Annotated in this window: 16 protein-coding genes and 1 other annotated feature; of the genes, 3 read left to right on the forward strand and 13 right to left on the reverse strand. The window is 52.9% G+C overall.

Annotation, left to right across the window (positions count from 1 at the left end; genetic code table 11):
* Position 1: 1 nt before the first annotated feature.
* From thrC to yjjY, 6 genes are all read right to left on the reverse strand, one after another.
* Complete coding sequence (thrC, locus tag OGY15_RS22075) at positions 2 to 1,288, reverse strand: threonine synthase (protein ID WP_151224531.1); 1,287 nt, start codon at positions 1,286 to 1,288, stop codon at positions 2 to 4.
* Between the two features lie 3 nt (positions 1,289 to 1,291).
* Complete coding sequence (thrB, locus tag OGY15_RS22080; protein ID WP_151216685.1) at positions 1,292 to 2,221, reverse strand: homoserine kinase; 930 nt, start codon at positions 2,219 to 2,221, stop codon at positions 1,292 to 1,294.
* A gap of 1 nt (position 2,222) precedes the next feature.
* Positions 2,223 to 4,685 carry a bifunctional aspartate kinase/homoserine dehydrogenase I gene (thrA, locus tag OGY15_RS22085; protein ID WP_187259125.1) on the reverse strand — a complete coding sequence of 821 codons (2,463 nt, stop codon included), beginning with the start codon at positions 4,683 to 4,685 and terminating at the stop codon, positions 2,223 to 2,225.
* 23 nt (positions 4,686 to 4,708) lie between these two features.
* Positions 4,709 to 4,835 (reverse strand) — a sequence feature (Thr leader region).
* On the reverse strand, positions 4,765 to 4,830 hold the full coding sequence (gene thrL, locus OGY15_RS22090) for a thr operon leader peptide (protein WP_032337689.1): 66 nt from the start codon (positions 4,828 to 4,830) through the stop codon (positions 4,765 to 4,767). (Overlaps the previous feature by 66 nt.)
* 206 nt (positions 4,836 to 5,041) lie before the next feature.
* Positions 5,042 to 5,728 carry a tRNA/rRNA methyltransferase gene (locus OGY15_RS22095; protein ID WP_278238273.1) on the reverse strand — a complete coding sequence of 229 codons (687 nt, stop codon included), beginning with the start codon at positions 5,726 to 5,728 and terminating at the stop codon, positions 5,042 to 5,044.
* A 398-nt stretch (positions 5,729 to 6,126) separates the two neighbouring features.
* Positions 6,127 to 6,267, reverse strand: coding sequence for a YjjY family protein (gene yjjY, locus OGY15_RS22100; RefSeq protein ID WP_042998021.1), 141 nt, complete (start codon positions 6,265 to 6,267; stop codon positions 6,127 to 6,129).
* Between the two features lie 95 nt (positions 6,268 to 6,362).
* Between yjjY and arcA the strand changes: the two genes are divergently transcribed.
* A complete protein-coding gene (gene arcA, locus OGY15_RS22105; protein WP_001194359.1) occupies positions 6,363 to 7,079 on the forward strand; it encodes a two-component system response regulator ArcA in 717 nt (238 codons plus the stop codon).
* 67 nt (positions 7,080 to 7,146) lie between these two features.
* On the opposite strand, the gene creD is transcribed toward arcA, so the two are convergent.
* From creD to creA, 4 genes are read right to left on the reverse strand one after another with little or no spacing between them, the layout of a single operon-like run.
* On the reverse strand, positions 7,147 to 8,511 hold the full coding sequence (creD, locus tag OGY15_RS22110) for a cell envelope integrity protein CreD (protein WP_151216683.1): 1,365 nt from the start codon (positions 8,509 to 8,511) through the stop codon (positions 7,147 to 7,149).
* A 57-nt stretch (positions 8,512 to 8,568) separates the two neighbouring features.
* On the reverse strand, positions 8,569 to 9,993 hold the full coding sequence (creC, locus tag OGY15_RS22115; protein WP_151216682.1) for a two-component system sensor histidine kinase CreC: 1,425 nt from the start codon (positions 9,991 to 9,993) through the stop codon (positions 8,569 to 8,571).
* Positions 9,993 to 10,682 (reverse strand): two-component system response regulator CreB, encoded by a 690-nt coding sequence (creB, locus tag OGY15_RS22120; RefSeq protein ID WP_151216681.1) that lies wholly within the window; start codon positions 10,680 to 10,682, stop codon positions 9,993 to 9,995. Before creB ends, creC begins: the two co-directional genes overlap by 1 nt.
* 12 nt (positions 10,683 to 10,694) lie before the next feature.
* The gene (gene creA / locus OGY15_RS22125) at positions 10,695 to 11,168 is read right to left on the reverse strand and encodes a protein CreA (protein WP_151216680.1); all 474 of its coding nucleotides are present in this window, start codon (positions 11,166 to 11,168) and stop codon (positions 10,695 to 10,697) included.
* 211 nt (positions 11,169 to 11,379) lie between these two features.
* Between creA and robA the strand changes: the two genes are divergently transcribed.
* Positions 11,380 to 12,249: an MDR efflux pump AcrAB transcriptional activator RobA gene (gene robA, locus OGY15_RS22130; RefSeq protein ID WP_151216679.1), complete on the forward strand. Its 870-nt coding sequence runs from the start codon at positions 11,380 to 11,382 to the stop codon at positions 12,247 to 12,249.
* Here robA and gpmB read toward each other — a convergent pair.
* Positions 12,246 to 12,893, reverse strand: coding sequence for a 2,3-diphosphoglycerate-dependent phosphoglycerate mutase GpmB (gpmB, locus tag OGY15_RS22135; RefSeq protein ID WP_151216678.1), 648 nt, complete (start codon positions 12,891 to 12,893; stop codon positions 12,246 to 12,248). The genes robA and gpmB overlap by 4 nt on opposite strands.
* Before the next feature lie 174 nt (positions 12,894 to 13,067).
* Here gpmB and yjjX point away from each other — a divergent pair, with 174 nt between their 5' ends.
* Positions 13,068 to 13,583 carry an inosine/xanthosine triphosphatase gene (yjjX, locus tag OGY15_RS22140; protein ID WP_038637026.1) on the forward strand — a complete coding sequence of 172 codons (516 nt, stop codon included), beginning with the start codon at positions 13,068 to 13,070 and terminating at the stop codon, positions 13,581 to 13,583.
* A 55-nt stretch (positions 13,584 to 13,638) separates the two neighbouring features.
* Here the strand turns inward: yjjX and trpR are convergent, their stop codons facing one another.
* Together trpR and sltY are read right to left on the reverse strand one after the other, a co-directional pair.
* Entirely contained in the window at positions 13,639 to 13,965 is a 327-nt protein-coding gene (trpR, locus tag OGY15_RS22145; protein WP_005123945.1) for a trp operon repressor, read from the reverse strand.
* 89 nt (positions 13,966 to 14,054) lie between these two features.
* Entirely contained in the window at positions 14,055 to 15,992 is a 1,938-nt protein-coding gene (sltY, locus tag OGY15_RS22150; protein ID WP_286541119.1) for a murein transglycosylase, read from the reverse strand.
* Between the last annotated feature and the right edge of the window lie 201 nt (positions 15,993 to 16,193).

Here is a 16,193-nt window from a genome sequence, read left to right on the forward strand (position 1 = left end):
ATTACCCGCGGGTCATCATCAGCTTACGCAGTTGCGCAAAATCAGCTGGCAGATGATGCGAAAGCAGCGGCAAGTCTGCGCGTTCCGCCAGCTCTTTTGGCAGAGCCAGCTTCAGATCAAGAATCTCCTCAACGCTTTCTTTAAACTTCGCCGGATGCGCAGTACCGAGGAACAGGCCATACTCGCCAGGGTTTAGCTGATCACGCAGCGCACGGTAAGCCACCGCCGCATGCGGTTCAGAGGTGTAGCCTAACTCATGCAGCTCGCGCATCGTTTCCTGTGTCGTGACATCGTCAACGGCGGCGTAACCCAGCTCATTCAGACGCCAGATTTTACGGCGGAACAGTTCTTCCACGCGCGGCCAGTTGTTCGGCTGACTGACATCCATCGCATTCGACAACGTCGCCTGGGTTGCTTTCGGTGCCCACTCGCCTTGTGCAAGGAAGCGTGGAACCGTATCGTTGACGTTGGTCGCGGCGATAAAACGCTTCACCGGCAGGCCCAGTGATTTCGCCAACAACCCGGCGGTCAAATCGCCAAAGTTACCGCTGGGAACGGAAATAACCAGCTGATTTCGCGCCTCTTGCGGCAGTTGCGCCACGGCCTCAAAGTAGTAACAAATTTGCGCCAGCAGACGGCTGATGTTGATTGAGTTAGCCGAATTCAGCCCCAAAGCCACCTTCAGCTCGTCATCATCAAACGCCTGTTTAACCAGCGCCTGACAGGCATCAAAATCACCGTCGATGGCGACAGTTTCAATATTGCCGCCCAGCGTACAGAACAATTTTTCCTGTAATGGGCTGATCTTGCCATTCGGATAAAGGATCACCACTCGCACGTTTTTCAGGCCATAAAAGGCATGTGCAACCGCCGCCCCGGTATCCCCAGAGGTGGCAGTCAGAATCGTGACCGGTTTATCGCCGCTAATATGCGTCAGCATCTGCGCCATAAAGCGTCCGCCAAAATCTTTAAATGCCAGCGTAGGACCATGGAATAGTTCAAGACAGCCGACATCCGCGGCAACCTGAGCCACCGGCGCAGGGAAGGCAAACGCCGCACGTACGCGATCTGCAAGGACTTCCTGTGGGATCTCATCACCAATAAATGCGGAAAGGATCTTAGCGCTGCGGCTAACGAAATCCTGGTTCAGCATCTCATCGATTTCTGTCAGATTGAATTCCGGCAAATCGTGCGGAAAAAACAATCCCTGATTCTTGCCAAGCCCTTGCGTGACGGCCTGCGCAAAGCTGACCTGCTCGTTGTGATCTTTCAGATTATACAGTTTCATTGATTATCCCAGTACCCGTGCGCCCGCCGTGTCCAGCCGGCAAATATGAACAAAGCCTTCCTGATTTTGCAGGTAATTTTTATCCAGCCAGTCTGCGACACGCTGCGCCGTATCCGGCTTGTCGCATAAAGCGAACAGCGTCGGTCCTGACCCGGAGATACCACTGGCCAGCGCGCCGATTTCCGCTACCGCCTGACGTGCCTGGCTAAAGCCTGGCAGCAAACGGGTACGGTACGGCTCAGCAATGACATCTTTCATCAGCTTCGCGGCAAGCGCTGGCTGACGGGAATAGCAGGCATGGATAAACCCAGCCAAATGCCGCCCGTGGGCAATACAGTCTTGTCGGCGATACTGCGCAGGTAAAATCGCCCGCGCTTCTGCCGTCGATACTTTAATCCCCGGATATGCCAGCACCCATAGCCACTCATCAAAGCCTGGCACCTGCTGGCTGATAATGCCGTTTTCTTCAATCATTAACTGCATGCCGCCCAAAAAGCACGGGGCAACGTTATCGTAATGAATACTGCCGGAGATACGCCCTTCCAGCTCGCCCATTATTGCCAACAGGCGCGTATCGTTGAGCGGCTTACCGCAGTGTTCATTCATCGCGACCAGCGCTGCCACAACGGAACAGGCGCTGGAGCCTAACCCAGAGCCAATCGGCATATTTTTTTCCAGCGTCATCGCCACCGGAACGCTTTTACCCAGTTCCTGGCAGAAACGCTCCCAGCACTGGTAGACGATATTTTCTCGCGGCTCAGACGGCAGCTTATTAGCAAAGCGCCCGAGGTTGTTCAGGCTGAAATGGTCGGCCGCCTCAACGGACACCACATCGCCCAACAACGAGCCATCTATCGGGGTAACCGCCGCCCCGAGCACATCAAACCCGACGCTCATATTGGCACTGGAAGCCGGGGCATAAACTCTCACCATGTCAGACTCCTAACTTCCATGAAAGGGTACGTAGCAGGTCGGCGAATACGCCCGCCGCCGTCACGTCGTTACCCGCACCGTATCCGCGCAGAACTAACGGTAACGGCTGATAATAGTGGCTGTAAAACGCCAACGCGTTTTCACCGTTTTTCACTTTGAACAGCGGATCGTTGCCGTCTACTGCCTCTATTTTCACGCGGCAGACGCCGTCCTCTTCAATATTGCCAACATAGCGCAATACTTTCCCCTCATCACGGGCTTTCGCCACGCGCGCGGCAAAGGCGTCATCCAGCTGCGGTAATTTCGCCATAAATGCGGAAACATCACCGGAATCATCAAACTCTTTTGGCAGGACAGGCTCAATAACAATGTCTGAAAGCTCCAGCTCACGACCGGTTTCACGGGCGAGGATCAGCAGCTTACGCGCCACGTCCGTACCGGAAAGATCGTCACGTGGGTCGGGCTCGGTGTAGCCCAGTTCCCGCGCCAGAGTGGTGGCCCTGGAAAAGCTCATCCCCTCATCCAGCTTGCCGAAAATAAATGACAGCGAGCCGGAAAGAATGCCGGAGAAACGCTGCAATTCATCACCTGCGCTAAGCAGATTTTGCAAGTTTTCAATAACTGGTAAGCCCGCGCCCACGTTGGTGTCGTAAAGGAATTTACGCCGGGACTTCGCCGCAGCAAAACGCAGCTGATGGTAGTAATCCATCGACGAGGTGTTAGCCTTTTTGTTCGGCGTAACCACATGGAAGCCTTCACGCAGAAAATCAGCGTACTGATCCGCCACCGCCTGGCTTGATGTACAGTCGACAATCACCGGATTGAGCAGATGATATTCTTTCACCAGACGAATTAAGCGCCCAAGGTTGAATGGCTCTTTCGCGTTTTCCAGCTCAGCCTGCCAGTTTTCCAGATTCAAACCGTGGACGTTGGTCAGCAGGGCCTTCGAATTTGCCACGCCGCACACGCGCAGATCGATATGCTTCTTTTTAAGCCAGGTTTGCTGGCGTTTAAGCTGCTCCAGCAATGCACCACCCACCCCGCCTACGCCAATCACAAACACTTCAATCACCTGGTCGGTGTTGAACAGCATCTGATGGGTTACGCGCACACCAGTGGTGGCATCGTCGTTATTCACCACCACCGAAATAGAACGCTCAGACGAGCCCTGGGCGATAGCCACGATATTGATGTTAGCGCGAGCCAGCGCGGCAAAGAATTTCGCTGAGATGCCACGCAACGTGCGCATACCATCGCCCACAACTGAGATGATCGCCAGACGCTCAGTCACCGCCAGCGGCTCCAGCAGGCCTTCTTTCAGTTCGAGATAGAATTCATCCTGCATTGCGCGTTGCGCACGCGCGCAGTCGCCCTGCGGGACGCAGAAGCTAATACTGTATTCAGAAGAGGATTGCGTGATCAGCACCACTGAGATGCCCGCACGCGACATCGCGGCAAAAACGCGCGCCGCCATGCCTACCATGCCTTTCATTCCTGGGCCGGAGACGCTAAACATCGCCATGTTATTGAGGTTAGAAATACCTTTGACCGGCAAATCGTCTTCATCACTGCTGGCGCCGATCAGCGTACCCGGCGCTTGCGGATTGCCGGTATTTTTTATCAGACAGGGGATCTGAAACTGGGCAATAGGGGTAATGGTGCGTGGGTGCAGAACTTTGGCGCCGAAGTAAGAAAGCTCCATCGCTTCCTGATAAGACATCGATTTCAGCAATCGGGCGTCGGGAACCTGGCGCGGATCGCAGGTATATACGCCATCAACATCGGTCCAGATTTCACAACAATCAGCACGCAAACAGGCGGCCAGTACGGCGGCAGAGTAGTCGGAGCCATTACGTCCCAGCACCACTAACTCACCTTTCTCATTCCCGGCGGTAAATCCGGCCATCAGAATCATGTGGTCCGCAGGAATACGGCTGGCGGCAATACGACGCGTAGATTCAGCAATATCAACGGTAGATTCAAGGTAATGGCCTACCGCCAGTAATTTCTCGACCGGGTCGATGACCGTCACGTTGTGCCCACGCGCTTCCAACAGGCCTGCCATGATGGCGATCGACATTTTTTCGCCACGGCAGATAAGCGCGGCATTGATGCTGTCCGGGCACTGTCCCAACAGGCTGATGCCATGCAGGACGTGCTTAATCTGAGCAAATTCTTGTTCAACAAAGGCTTTAAGCGGAGCCAGCGGGAAGCCCGGTTGTGCGGCGGCCAACCCCACCAACAGCTCAGAGAAAATACGTTCGGCGTCGCTGATATTGGCTAAAGCATCCTGACCACCGATGGTCTTCTCAATCATCGCCACCAGATGGTTGGTAATTTTTGCGGGGGCAGAGAGCACGGTCGCAACCTGCCCCTGTCTGGCATTGCTTTCCAGAATATCGGCAACCCGCAGAAAGCGCTCTGCATTTGCCACTGATGTACCGCCGAACTTCAACACTCGCATGGTTTACCTCATTGCCTTTGGTCGAAAAAAAAGCCCGCACTGTTTAGGTGCGGGCTTTTTCTTGTGTTTCCTGTACGCGTCAGCCCGCACCGTTACCTGTGGTAATGGTGATGGTTGTGGTAATAGTGATGCTGATGCGTTTCATGATGTTGTGTGCTCTGTAATTATTTATTATCTGTCCTGTATTCTTTTAGGGTTAAAGTATCTGCTGACCTAAGTCAATAAATTTTTAAATTGATCACATTCCGAAACTTGTTCACGAGCGACTGCTTGCCCTTTTACTTTCAACCAATACAGCATGTCTCGCCTACTTGAATCCAGAATAAAAAACCAGAAATAAAAATATTTACAGCACTTTATTTTGTAATATTTTTTTCTATATCATGTAAAAAACGGTGCAACATTGCGGTGTCTCGCTGCTCTAACAGACCCATTCGCTGTTGCAGCCAGTCCGTCAACTTAATGTCGTCAGAAACGTTCAGCGTGGCTAATAAACGCAAAACTCGTTCGCGCAATGCCTGTAGCTGATGCTCATCCGTTACCTCAATGTTTCTGGCCGGTTGTTGTATTAAACCTGCTAATTGATAGCAATACACCATCACCGCCTGCCCCAAATTGAGTGAAGGGTAGTCAGCTACCATAGGTACCCCGGTGAGTACATCCGCCAGAGCCAATTCTTCGTTGGTCAGCCCCGAATCTTCACGGCCAAAAACCAGTGCGGCATGATCCATCCACGTTGATTTTTCCTGCAACAGGGGAACCAGTTCGACCGGTGTGGCGTAATAATGAAACTTCGCCCGGCTACGCGCCGTGGTCGCAACGGTAAAATCAACGTCGTGAAGCGCCTCCGCTAACGTTGGAAAAACATTAATATTATCAATAATATCGCCAGAACCATGCGCAACCCATCGCGTGGCGGGTTCCAGATGGGCCTCACTGTCAACGATCCGCATCTGGGTGAATCCCATGGTCTTCATTGCACGGGCAGCCGCACCAATATTTTCCGCTCTGGCGGGGGCAACCAGAATAATTGTTAAACGCATTTCGATACTCTTTTGGCCTGTGTACAGGTAATAATGTGACGCACATCAACATATTACGCAGCGCGAATTTACATATTTTTAACAGAAGTCACTGAAAAAGCATTTCGCGTTCAGTAAAAAATGCTAAACTATTTCCAGGCTGCACTATTGCCTTATATGTTAACAAAAGTTGCATATCCTTCTGTTTATCCATGATAATTTAATTTAAAATGGTTCGCATTGGTTGGATTCATTACATTTATTAATTAGCGCGTGCAACTAGTTGTAATATTGAAATTTTGTGATGAAAGCAAACATTTGGATACGTTGATTTCATCAAACTGTTAACGTGCTACAATTGAACTTGATATATGTCAACGAAGCGTAGTTTTATTGGGTGTCCGGCATGTCTTAGCCTGTTATGTTGCTGTTAAAATGGTTAGGATGACAGCCGTTTTTGACACTGTCGGGTCCAGAGGGAAACTACCCACGACCAAGCTAATGATGTTGTTGACGTTGATGGAAAGTGCATCAAGAACGCAATTACGTACTTTAGTCATGTTACGCCGATCATGTTAATTTACGGCATGCATCAGGCAGGTCAGGGACTTTTGTACTTCCTGTTTCGATTTAGTTGGCAATTTAGGTAGCAAACATGCAGACCCCGCACATTCTTATCGTTGAAGACGAGTTAGTAACACGCAACACGTTGAAAAGCATTTTCGAAGCAGAAGGCTATGATGTATTCGAAGCGACAGATGGCGCGGAAATGCATCAGATTCTCTCTGAATATGACATCAACCTTGTGATTATGGATATCAATCTGCCTGGGAAAAATGGCCTGCTGTTAGCGCGCGAACTCCGCGAACAAGCTAACGTTGCGCTGATGTTCCTGACGGGCCGTGATAACGAAGTCGATAAAATTCTCGGCCTCGAAATCGGCGCAGACGATTACATCACTAAGCCGTTTAACCCGCGCGAGCTGACTATCCGTGCTCGTAACCTGCTGTCCCGTACCATGAACCTGGGTACTGTCAGCGAAGAACGCCGTAGCGTCGAAAGCTACAAGTTCAATGGCTGGGAGCTGGACATCAACAGCCGCTCTCTGATTGGTCCTGACGGCGAGCAGTATAAACTGCCACGCAGCGAATTCCGTGCCATGCTTCACTTCTGTGAGAATCCGGGCAAGATCCAGTCTCGCGCAGAGCTGCTGAAAAAAATGACCGGTCGCGAACTGAAGCCGCATGACCGTACCGTTGACGTGACTATCCGCCGCATTCGTAAACATTTCGAATCAACGCCGGATACGCCAGAAATCATCGCCACTATTCACGGTGAAGGCTACCGTTTCTGCGGCGACCTGCAGGATTAATTCAATCCTCACAGGTAAAAAAACGGCGCTTTATGCGCCGTTTTTCATTTTTCGTTTCCCCAGCGCCCTATTTCCACAAGCGAAACTCGTCGCTCTTCGCAGGCTGAGGCTCCGGAAGTTCTGTAGACTTTGCCCTAGGTTTTGGCTGCGCCAACGAGTGCCAGTCAAGATGACGCGTCAGAAACATCACTCCGCACAGCGCGAGCAACAACACGCCTGTTCCCAGCAGTAAAGAGCTGTCCTGTGAACGGAGCAGCACCCACATCACACCATCCAGCGCCAGCAACGCCACGGTGAACAACATACTGTTACGCCATCCCAGTATCGCCTGAAGGTACACGCCGTTCATCAACGCCCCCACCAGGCTTGCAGTGATCCACGCGGCGGTAAAACCAATGTGTTCAGACAGCGCCAGCAGCAGCAGATAAAACATCACCAGCGACAGCCCCACCAGCAGATACTGCATAGGGTGCAAACGCAGGCTGGTCATACTTTCAAGCACGAAGAAAAACATGAAGGTCAGCACAATCAGTAAAATGGCATATTTTGTTGCCCTGTCCGTTAACTGATACTGATCTGCAGGCGTGGCGACGGCGACGCTAAACGCCGGCATGCCCAGCCAGCCAATCTTTTCGTCGTCAAAGCGCTCACCGAGGTTATTCGCGAACCAACTGCTTTGCCACTGGGCCTTGAATCCGGATTCGCTGATTTCACGCTTAGCCGGGAGAAAGTCACCAAGAAAACTGGGATGCGGCCAGTTGCTGGTTAAGGTCATTTCACTATTACGCCCCACCGGAACGACCGAGAAATTTCCTGTTCCGCTCAAATTGAGCGACAGCGTCATGCTCAGATTTTTCTCCGCCCAGCTCACGTCGGGTAACGGAATGTGGATCCCTTGCGCACGTCCATCCAGCCCCGTCCCCGGTTCAACCGCCAGCGGCGTTCCATTGACCTGCGGCGTATTTACCACACCAATCCCGCGCGCATCCCCCACGCTAACCACAATAAACGGTTTGCCGACGCTGACATTGGGATGGTTTAAATCACTCAACCGTTCGGCGTTAAACTCGGCCTTCACCGAGAGGTCATTGTGCCAGACCTGCCCCTCATAAATACCGATTTTACGCGCTGCAACGTTCTGATTCCCCTCAACCACCAACGACTCCGGCAGCCAGAAATGGATATAGCTTCGCTTACGCTGGATCTCTTTGCCATCCTCCAGCGAGGTATAAAGCTCTGTGACCGGAATGGCTATCAACGGGCCGACCATCTTTTGCGGTCCGCTGGTGCTCTGGCGGATTGCATCTTCAACGTCATCACGATAATCGGATCGCTCAACGATTATCTGCCTGACCATTGTCAGGGGAATTAACAGCAGCAATATTGCGCCACCTAAGGTGACAACTTTCCAAAACAGGGGTGATTTAAACATAGCGTTCTCCTTTGTAATTTCAGCAAGGTAGAACAGCTATGTGCGCAGAATTTGAAGTTATGTGAAGTGACGGTGAAGCGTAAACGAGGCCTGTGCGCCACCTTCAGGTCGGTTGCATAATGTCACCGTACCTGCATGCAGTCGCGCAACTTCGCTGACAAACGCCAGTCCCAACCCGCTGCTCTTGTGCCCATTCTCACGGGGCAACGAGTAGAAGCGCTCAAAAATACGCGGTAACGCAAAGTCAGGGATGCCGCTGCCGCTGTCGATGACCCGCAACGTGACCTGATCCTCCTGCTGATGCGCACTCAGCGTAATTACCCCATCCTGTGGCGTGAAGTCGATAGCGTTGTCAAGCAAATTCCCCAGAGCCTGCTCCAGCAACGCAAGATCGGCAGCGACGCTAAGCGATGAAGGCATAATGGTTAACGTGATGTTTTTTGCCGCCAGCTGCACGCTGCGCGCCTCTTTAAGCTGGGTAAAAAGCGCATCTACCGCCACTGGCGTCAACGTAATGTCCTGTCGATTCTCCAGTCGCGCCTGCCGTAGCAAGGTTTCAACCAGCGCCTGCATGCGCGCATTTTGCGTCAGAATATTATCAGTAAAGCGCGCAACCACGTTTGGCGGCGGGCCTTCGCGCAAAATCTCAGCCGCACCGCGAATGGCCGCCAGCGGGCTTTTCAGTTCATGCGTCAACGCATACACATATTGCTCAATATAATTCTTGCCCTCCAGCTTCAAACGCATACTTTCCAACGCCTGCGCCAGTTTACGTAGCTCACTACTACCTAAATCTGGCAGCGGGACGGGGCGATTTTCGGTGACAGAGTCGGCATAGCGCGCCAGTCGGGCAATGGAGCGGTTTATCCACCACACCATCCCAAAGCCAATCACTAAGGCAATGCCCAGCAATACGGCGCTGGCCCACAGCATCCGCCGTTCACTGCGTTTAATCACCGGTGCCATTGCCGCATTCGGCTTACCTACGCTCAGCACCCCGATAATACGCCCGCCGTCCACGATCGGTGCGGCAACGTACATCACTGAACTTTCCGGATCATCCGGGTTTTGCGGCGTACTACGAGCGCCATACTGCCCACGTAACGTTAACCACACGTCGTTCCAGCGGGAGTAGTCCTGACCGACGGCCTGGTTAGCTGAATCAAACACCACCTTGCCCTGCGCGTCCGTCATGTAGACATGGTATTCATTACGTACTTTGTTAATGCCGCTGATATTGGCGCGGAATGGGCGGTTATGCAGCTGTGAAAAGGCCTGCGCCAGCTTGCCGTTGGTGGGTGAGTCAGAGAGTAAGTCATCACGTGCCAGCGCGGCCAGCAGCGTGGCGGTATCAATTAAAGTGCCTTCGGTCGCCCGGCGAACGCCTGGCTTAATTTCCTGTACAAAGATCGACAAAACGAACCAGGCGGCGACGGCGACAATCAGAAAATAGCCGAGCAGCAAACGCATACCAATGCGCATCAGACGCTCCTCAGGCTGTATCCCATACCGCGATGCGTATTGATGGGGGAAAGCTCGGGGTTGATGGCCCGCAGCTTGGCGCGCAGCGTTTTGATGTGGGTATCAACTGTTCTGTCAAAGGTATCCTGCGCATCGGCCCAGACTAAATCCATCAACTGCTGGCGAGAGTAGATGCGACCTGGCGACATCAGCAAGGTTTTTAGCAACAGAAATTCATAGCGCGTCAGGTTTAACGGCATACCGAACCAACTGATCTGCGCGGCCAGCTCATTAAGTTCAAAATCCCCACAGCGCGTCGTCGATGAAGGCACGGAGAATTTTTGCACCCTCCGCAGCAGCGTACGCACGCGTGCGCACACTTCGCGCGGCGAAAAAGGCTTGGCAACATAGTCATCCGCACCAATTTCCAGCCCCAGCAGGCGATCAACTTCATCACTGCGCGCAGTCAAAAAGAGAATCGGTAGCGCCGGATGGCGTTCCAACAGGCGTCGGCACAGTTCAAAACCGCTGATATCCGGCAGTCCGACATCCAGAACGATCGCATCAGGGCATCGCTGGCGAGATTTTTCCAGCACGGGTAACCCGCGCTCAAACGCTTCGACGCTAAAGCCTTCCTGTTGCAGCATGTAGATAAGCGTATCGGCGATGCCCTGCTCATCCTCCACCAACCAGATCAACGGCTGTTGCATTTTGCTTCCTTGTTATTGCCGCCACGGCATAATCGGTACCGCGCTGATGGCATTTTTGGGCGATCCATCGACCACTTTATCTGAATAGGCCAGATAGGCCAGCGCATTACGTTTTGCGTCGTAAAAACGCACAACCTGTAAAGATTTAAACACCAGCGATGTCCGTTTTTTAAATACCACTTCGCCCTGCGCTTTGCCGTTCTTGATTCTGTCGCTCAGTTCTACCGGCCCCACCTGCTGACAGGAGATCGCGGCATCAGAGGTATCTTCCGCCAGCCCCAATCCACCTTTGATGCCGCCGGTCTTCGCACGACTCACATAGCAGGTCACATTGGTCACATCCGGATCGTCAAACGCTTCGACCACAATTTTATGATCCGGGCCAAACATTTTGAATACCGTATCAACCGATCCAATCTGCTCCGCATGGGCGGCCTGCGTCAACATCAGCAGAATTGAGGAAATGATTAAGCTCTTATATTTCATATTGTTACCATTCTTAAATGTTGCACTGTGTAATAATTCGACATTCTAAGATAAAACGTATACAGATCACAGGATTACAATAATTACGTTTTCGTATGTCCGAAAAAAGCATTTATGAGCAAAAAAAACACTGAATGCTAAAACAACAAAAAATGCTATTATCCACATACCTGACGTCAGGTACTCGTTGTTGAAAGGATGAGGATATTATATGGATCAGGCTGGCATTATTCGCGACCTGTTAATCTGGCTGGAAGGTCATCTGGATCAGCCTTTGTCGCTTGACAATGTGGCGGCAAAAGCAGGCTATTCCAAGTGGCACCTGCAGAGAATGTTTAAGGACGTGACGGGCCATGCTATTGGCGCCTATATCCGCGCCCGTCGTTTATCGAAATCCGCAGTGGCGCTACGCCTGACTGCGCGTCCGATTCTGGATATTGCCCTGCAATATCGCTTCGACTCTCAACAAACCTTTACCCGCGCGTTCAAGAAACAGTTTTCCCAGACGCCTGCGCTGTATCGTCGCTCGCCGGACTGGAGCGCGTTCGGTATTCGCCCACCAATGCGACTGGGTGAATTTGCTATGCCGGCGCATGAGTTCGTCACGCTGGAAGATACGCAACTGCTTGGCACCACACAAAGCTATTCCTGCTCGCTGGAACAGATTTCGGATTTCCGTCATGAAATGCGTATTCAGTTCTGGCGCGATTTCCTCAGTCAGGCTCCTGCGATCCCTCCGGTGCTGTACGGGCTAAACGAAACGCGTCCGAGCATTGAAAAAGATGACGAGCAGGAAGTGTTTTACACCACTGCGCTAACGCCGGAACAGGCCAATGGCTATGTGCCATCGGCGCAGCCTATTCTGTTACAGGGCGGCGAGTACGTGATGTTCACCTATGAAGGGCTGGGGACCGGCGTGCAGGAGTTTATCCTGACGGTGTATGGCACATGCATGCCGATGCTGAACCTGACGCGCCGTAAAGGGCAGGATATCGAGCGATACTACCCGGCAGAAGATGCCAAAGCGGGAGATCGCCCGATCAACCTGCGCTGCGAATTCCTGATTCCGATTCGCCGCTAACGCTGCAGTTCATCCAAAGCAGGGGCGTCAAGATGAGAGATGTCCCCTGCCGTTTCAACTACCCATCCCGGCGCCAGCCACAAACTTTCCTGGTAATCGACACGAGAAATAGAACAGTTGCGCAGACGCAGGCGACGTTCAGCCCATGCCGGTAATCCCAGAATCGTACTCACCAGGCAACCCAGCGCGATACCGTGACTGACCAGCAGCGGACGACTCCCCGGCGGCAGTTCCAGACAGGATGCCAGCGCCGCGTTAACGCGATCGCTCAGTTCCTGCATCGATTCCCCCTCCGGAATACGACCATCAACAGTACCGTTCACCAACTGGCGACGCCAACCCTCTTCCTCCGGCGTCAGCGTATCGATATGACGTTGCTCCAGCACGCCCATATTCAGTTCGCGCAGGCGGGAGTCATAGGCGATATCACAGCCGCAGGCCTGGGCGATGATTTCTGCGGTGCGTCGTGTACGACCTAAATCGCTACTGATGACATGCGTAATACCAAACGAGCGGGCGCGTTCACCCACCTGCATGGCTTGCTGCTCACCTTTAGCGGTCAGTGGGCTGTCTGACTGGCCTTGAATACGTCGCTCGGCGTTCCACTGCGTTTCGCCATGGCGAACAAGGTATACCTGTAACATGCTTTTTTTCCGTTATATACTCGTCATACTTTGAGTAACAGATGCGTTGGTTGCGCTCACTCACCCCAGTCACATAGTTATCTATGTTCCTGAGGATTCCTTTGCTTACCGCCTTTCTGTTACTCAAATTATTTAGAGTAGACTCTGCGATGAATTTTCAAACTGAGCTTAATTATGCACAAGGTTATCTCTGCGACCACCAATCCTGCCAAAATTCAGGCAATTCTGCGGGCATTTGAAGAGATTTTCGGGGAAGGATCCTGCCATATTGAACCCGTCGCCGTCGAGAGTGGCGTACCGGAACAGCCTTTCGGAAGCCAGGAAACGCGCACTGGCGCACGAAATCGCGTTGATAACGCGCGTCGCCTGCACCCGCAGGCTGATTTCTGGGTCGCTATTGAAGCGGGAATCGACGATGACGCCACCTTCAGTTGGGTGGTGATTGATAACGGCGTCCAGCGCGGCGAAGCCCGTTCAGCCACGTTGCCATTGCCTGCTGTCATTCTCGACAGAGTACGCCAGGGTGAAGCGCTCGGCCCGGTAATGTCTCAGTACACGGGCATTGACGAGATTGGCCGTAAAGAGGGTGCAATCGGCGTCTTTACCGCCGGCAAGCTGACGCGCTCAAGCGTCTACCACCAGGCGGTGATTCTGGCGCTCAGTCCGTTTCATAACGCGGTGTATTTATAGCATTGTGCCGGATGTTCAATCGTAGGCCGGGTAAAGCAAAGCTGCATCCGGCGGATCAATTTTTACCGAGCAATACCTGCTCCAGCCAATGACGCAGATCCACCGGTGCGGATTTGAGGCTATTCGAACCCCGCGTAATGGTGGCAATCCCCGCCCCAAGCTCATTTTTCAACTCGCGCTGGCTCATCTCACCGCGCAGCAACTCTTCTATGATCCGCACGCGCGTGCCCAACGCTTCGCGCTCATCCGGCGTTAACATCAAGTTGAGCAGCGGCAGGTGTAAGTCTTGTTCATAGGCGTGTTTAAGCAGATCGACAAAACGTAACCACTCCTGGTGACGCTGTTCTGCCATCTCTGCTGAATAGGGTGATTGCTGAGTCATAAGTTATCGCCATCGTTGCGGGGGGAAGCGAGCTTGCCTCCCCCTTTGTACTCTTTAACGAGTACAATAGCATAACACAACCTACGCGATCAGTAACGACGTTGCCATTCTGCGTCGCTCATCAACTCCGGTTTATCGCCGAGGAAATAGCGATAGTACGCATCATAAGCCAGTACGTTCTTCACGTAGCCCCGCGTTTCTGAGAATGGAATGCTCTCGACAAACGCGACCGCATCGATACGGCCCGCGCTATTGCCAAGCCAGGTACGAACGCGCCCCGGACCGGCGTTATAAGCCGCCGACGCAAAAATGCGGTTATTGCCGAATTGCTGATACACATACTGTAAATAGCTGGTACCAATGTTGATGTTGGTATCAGGATCCAGTAGCTGGCTCGGGCTGCTGTAACCCGGAATCGAGAACATTTTCACCGTATGCGTCGCCGTGCCCGGCATAATCTGCATCAACCCGCTGGCGCCAACCGGCGATTTCACTTTCGGGTTCCAGGCGCTCTCCTGACGCGCTATCGCCATCGCATAGCTTGGCGTAATATCCTTGCCGCTGGTATAGCGGGTAAACAGATCCTTGTAGGCCAATGGGAAACGCTCTTCCAGATGATCCCACAACCTTCCGGCGATCGTGGCCTGTACGCTTAGATCCCACCAGTGATTGTTGAACGCGTAGCGCGCCAGTTGAGCCTGCTCGGACTTCGTGCGGCTGGTGACCAGATTCGCCCATTCACTGCGTGCAGTATTATCCATGTTCCAGTACATCAGCTCGCGTACGCGCGCCATTTCCGGTCCCTGAGTTAGCGCAGAGTCAACGTTGTCTGGCGCTTTATCCACTTTCAGCGCGTACTCTTCGCCCAGACGCTGTGCCGCAACCATTGGATAGAAACCGCGCTGCTGCATGAGCTGGTGCAGGATCTCTTTGGCTTCCGCTTCACGTCCGCGCTCCAGCAACAGATCCGCCTGCCAGTAGCGCCATTCATCTTTTTCTTTGGCTTCCATTGGCAGGCGCGCCAGCCAGGTATTCAGGCCACGGCGATCGCCGGTTCCCAGCGCCATGCGCACGCGGCGCTCCACAAGCGTCGTGGAATTCGAGCGCATAATGGCATCATCGCGCCATTTTGCCTGCTCGTCGGTAACGTCATTGCCCATCAGCCGCCAGGCAACAATATCGCGCAGCTCCTGGGTTTGCTCGTCATTCAACTGCTGCGCCTGCACCAGCGAGGGGATCATCAGGCGGGCATTTTCCGCATCCTGACGCGCCACGCTTGCAAAGGCAACCGCCGCCATCTGGCGGGTAAAATCAGTGGCTCCAGTGGTGCGAGCAAAAGTCATTACCGAATTCGGATCGTTGGCCAGCGCGATGATCGCTGAAGCGATGGTTTGATATTCTGCGGGCATCTGTCCGGCCAACGCCGTGACCAGTCCGGTATTCCCGGCTTTCATCGCCAGACGAATACGCTCCAGATACGCCAGCGGATCCTGGGTGCCTGAGGCACGCCATACGCCGAATAATTTGTCACAGGCGTTCGGCTGACTTTTTCCGCTCAGCCACAGTTCTTTCGCCCCCTGCCAGGCTTCTTCAGTTTGTCCGGTACTCCATTTCGCGAAGTAATAGTTACATTGCGCTTCGGTGGTGCCCGGTTTTTCTGGGCTGAACGCCAGCAACCCACGCCAGTCTTCGCGGCGCGCCAGTTCATTCACGAAACGCGATTGCAGAGTACGCGCGGGCGGCAGTGTCGGGTTGGCGCGCACAAAATTGGTGACGGTAATGGTGGGCTGATTCATCAGATCGTCAGTGATCTGGCGATATTCCAGATACGGATACAGAGGATAGTTCTTCAGGCCTGGCATCATCTGTTCTACGACATCCATCTGTCGGTTATCCCAGGCCTGCTTAATTTGCGCATAGCGATTGCGCTGCTCATCCAGGGAATCCGCTCGCGCTACTTGACTGACCGTCAGCAGACATACGCTGGCAGCCAGCAGGCGCCAGGTAAATTGTTTGGCTTTGTCCACAAGCTCTTCCTCTTCTCATGTTACGTCTGTGCAGCATCATGCCGCTTAATTCATTCATGCTAACCAGACATTGCAGAATGCGCCACGTCACGGACACTTTTTTACTTTTGTTGCGAGTGAGATCTGCTGGCTGGGATTGGACAATGAAAAAGGCTACACTTCGCCTTTGATAACTATTTACCAATAATTAGCCCTAAATAA

Origin of the sequence: Citrobacter sp. Cu231 (genome assembly GCF_030332265.1) — a bacterium.
Lineage (GTDB): Bacteria > Pseudomonadota > Gammaproteobacteria > Enterobacterales > Enterobacteriaceae > Citrobacter > Citrobacter meridianamericanus.

Coding starts and splice junctions, on each gene's coding strand:
- thrB (WP_151216685.1), bottom strand. CDS start 2,221: ATGGTGAGAGTTTATGCCCCGGCTTCCAGTGCCAATATGAGCGTCGGG.
- arcA (WP_001194359.1), top strand. CDS start 6,363: ATGCAGACCCCGCACATTCTTATCGTTGAAGACGAGTTAGTAACACGC.
- creD (WP_151216683.1), bottom strand. CDS start 8,511: ATGTTTAAATCACCCCTGTTTTGGAAAGTTGTCACCTTAGGTGGCGCA.
- yjjX (WP_038637026.1), top strand. CDS start 13,068: ATGCACAAGGTTATCTCTGCGACCACCAATCCTGCCAAAATTCAGGCA.
- OGY15_RS22095 (WP_278238273.1), bottom strand. CDS start 5,728: ATGCGTTTAACAATTATTCTGGTTGCCCCCGCCAGAGCGGAAAATATT.
- creA (WP_151216680.1), bottom strand. CDS start 11,168: ATGAAATATAAGAGCTTAATCATTTCCTCAATTCTGCTGATGTTGACG.
- thrA (WP_187259125.1), bottom strand. CDS start 4,685: ATGCGAGTGTTGAAGTTCGGCGGTACATCAGTGGCAAATGCAGAGCGC.
- creC (WP_151216682.1), bottom strand. CDS start 9,993: ATGCGCATTGGTATGCGTTTGCTGCTCGGCTATTTTCTGATTGTCGCC.
- thrC (WP_151224531.1), bottom strand. CDS start 1,288: ATGAAACTGTATAATCTGAAAGATCACAACGAGCAGGTCAGCTTTGCG.
- gpmB (WP_151216678.1), bottom strand. CDS start 12,893: ATGTTACAGGTATACCTTGTTCGCCATGGCGAAACGCAGTGGAACGCC.
- yjjY (WP_042998021.1), bottom strand. CDS start 6,267: ATGACTAAAGTACGTAATTGCGTTCTTGATGCACTTTCCATCAACGTC.
- creB (WP_151216681.1), bottom strand. CDS start 10,682: ATGCAACAGCCGTTGATCTGGTTGGTGGAGGATGAGCAGGGCATCGCC.
- robA (WP_151216679.1), top strand. CDS start 11,380: ATGGATCAGGCTGGCATTATTCGCGACCTGTTAATCTGGCTGGAAGGT.
- trpR (WP_005123945.1), bottom strand. CDS start 13,965: ATGACTCAGCAATCACCCTATTCAGCAGAGATGGCAGAACAGCGTCAC.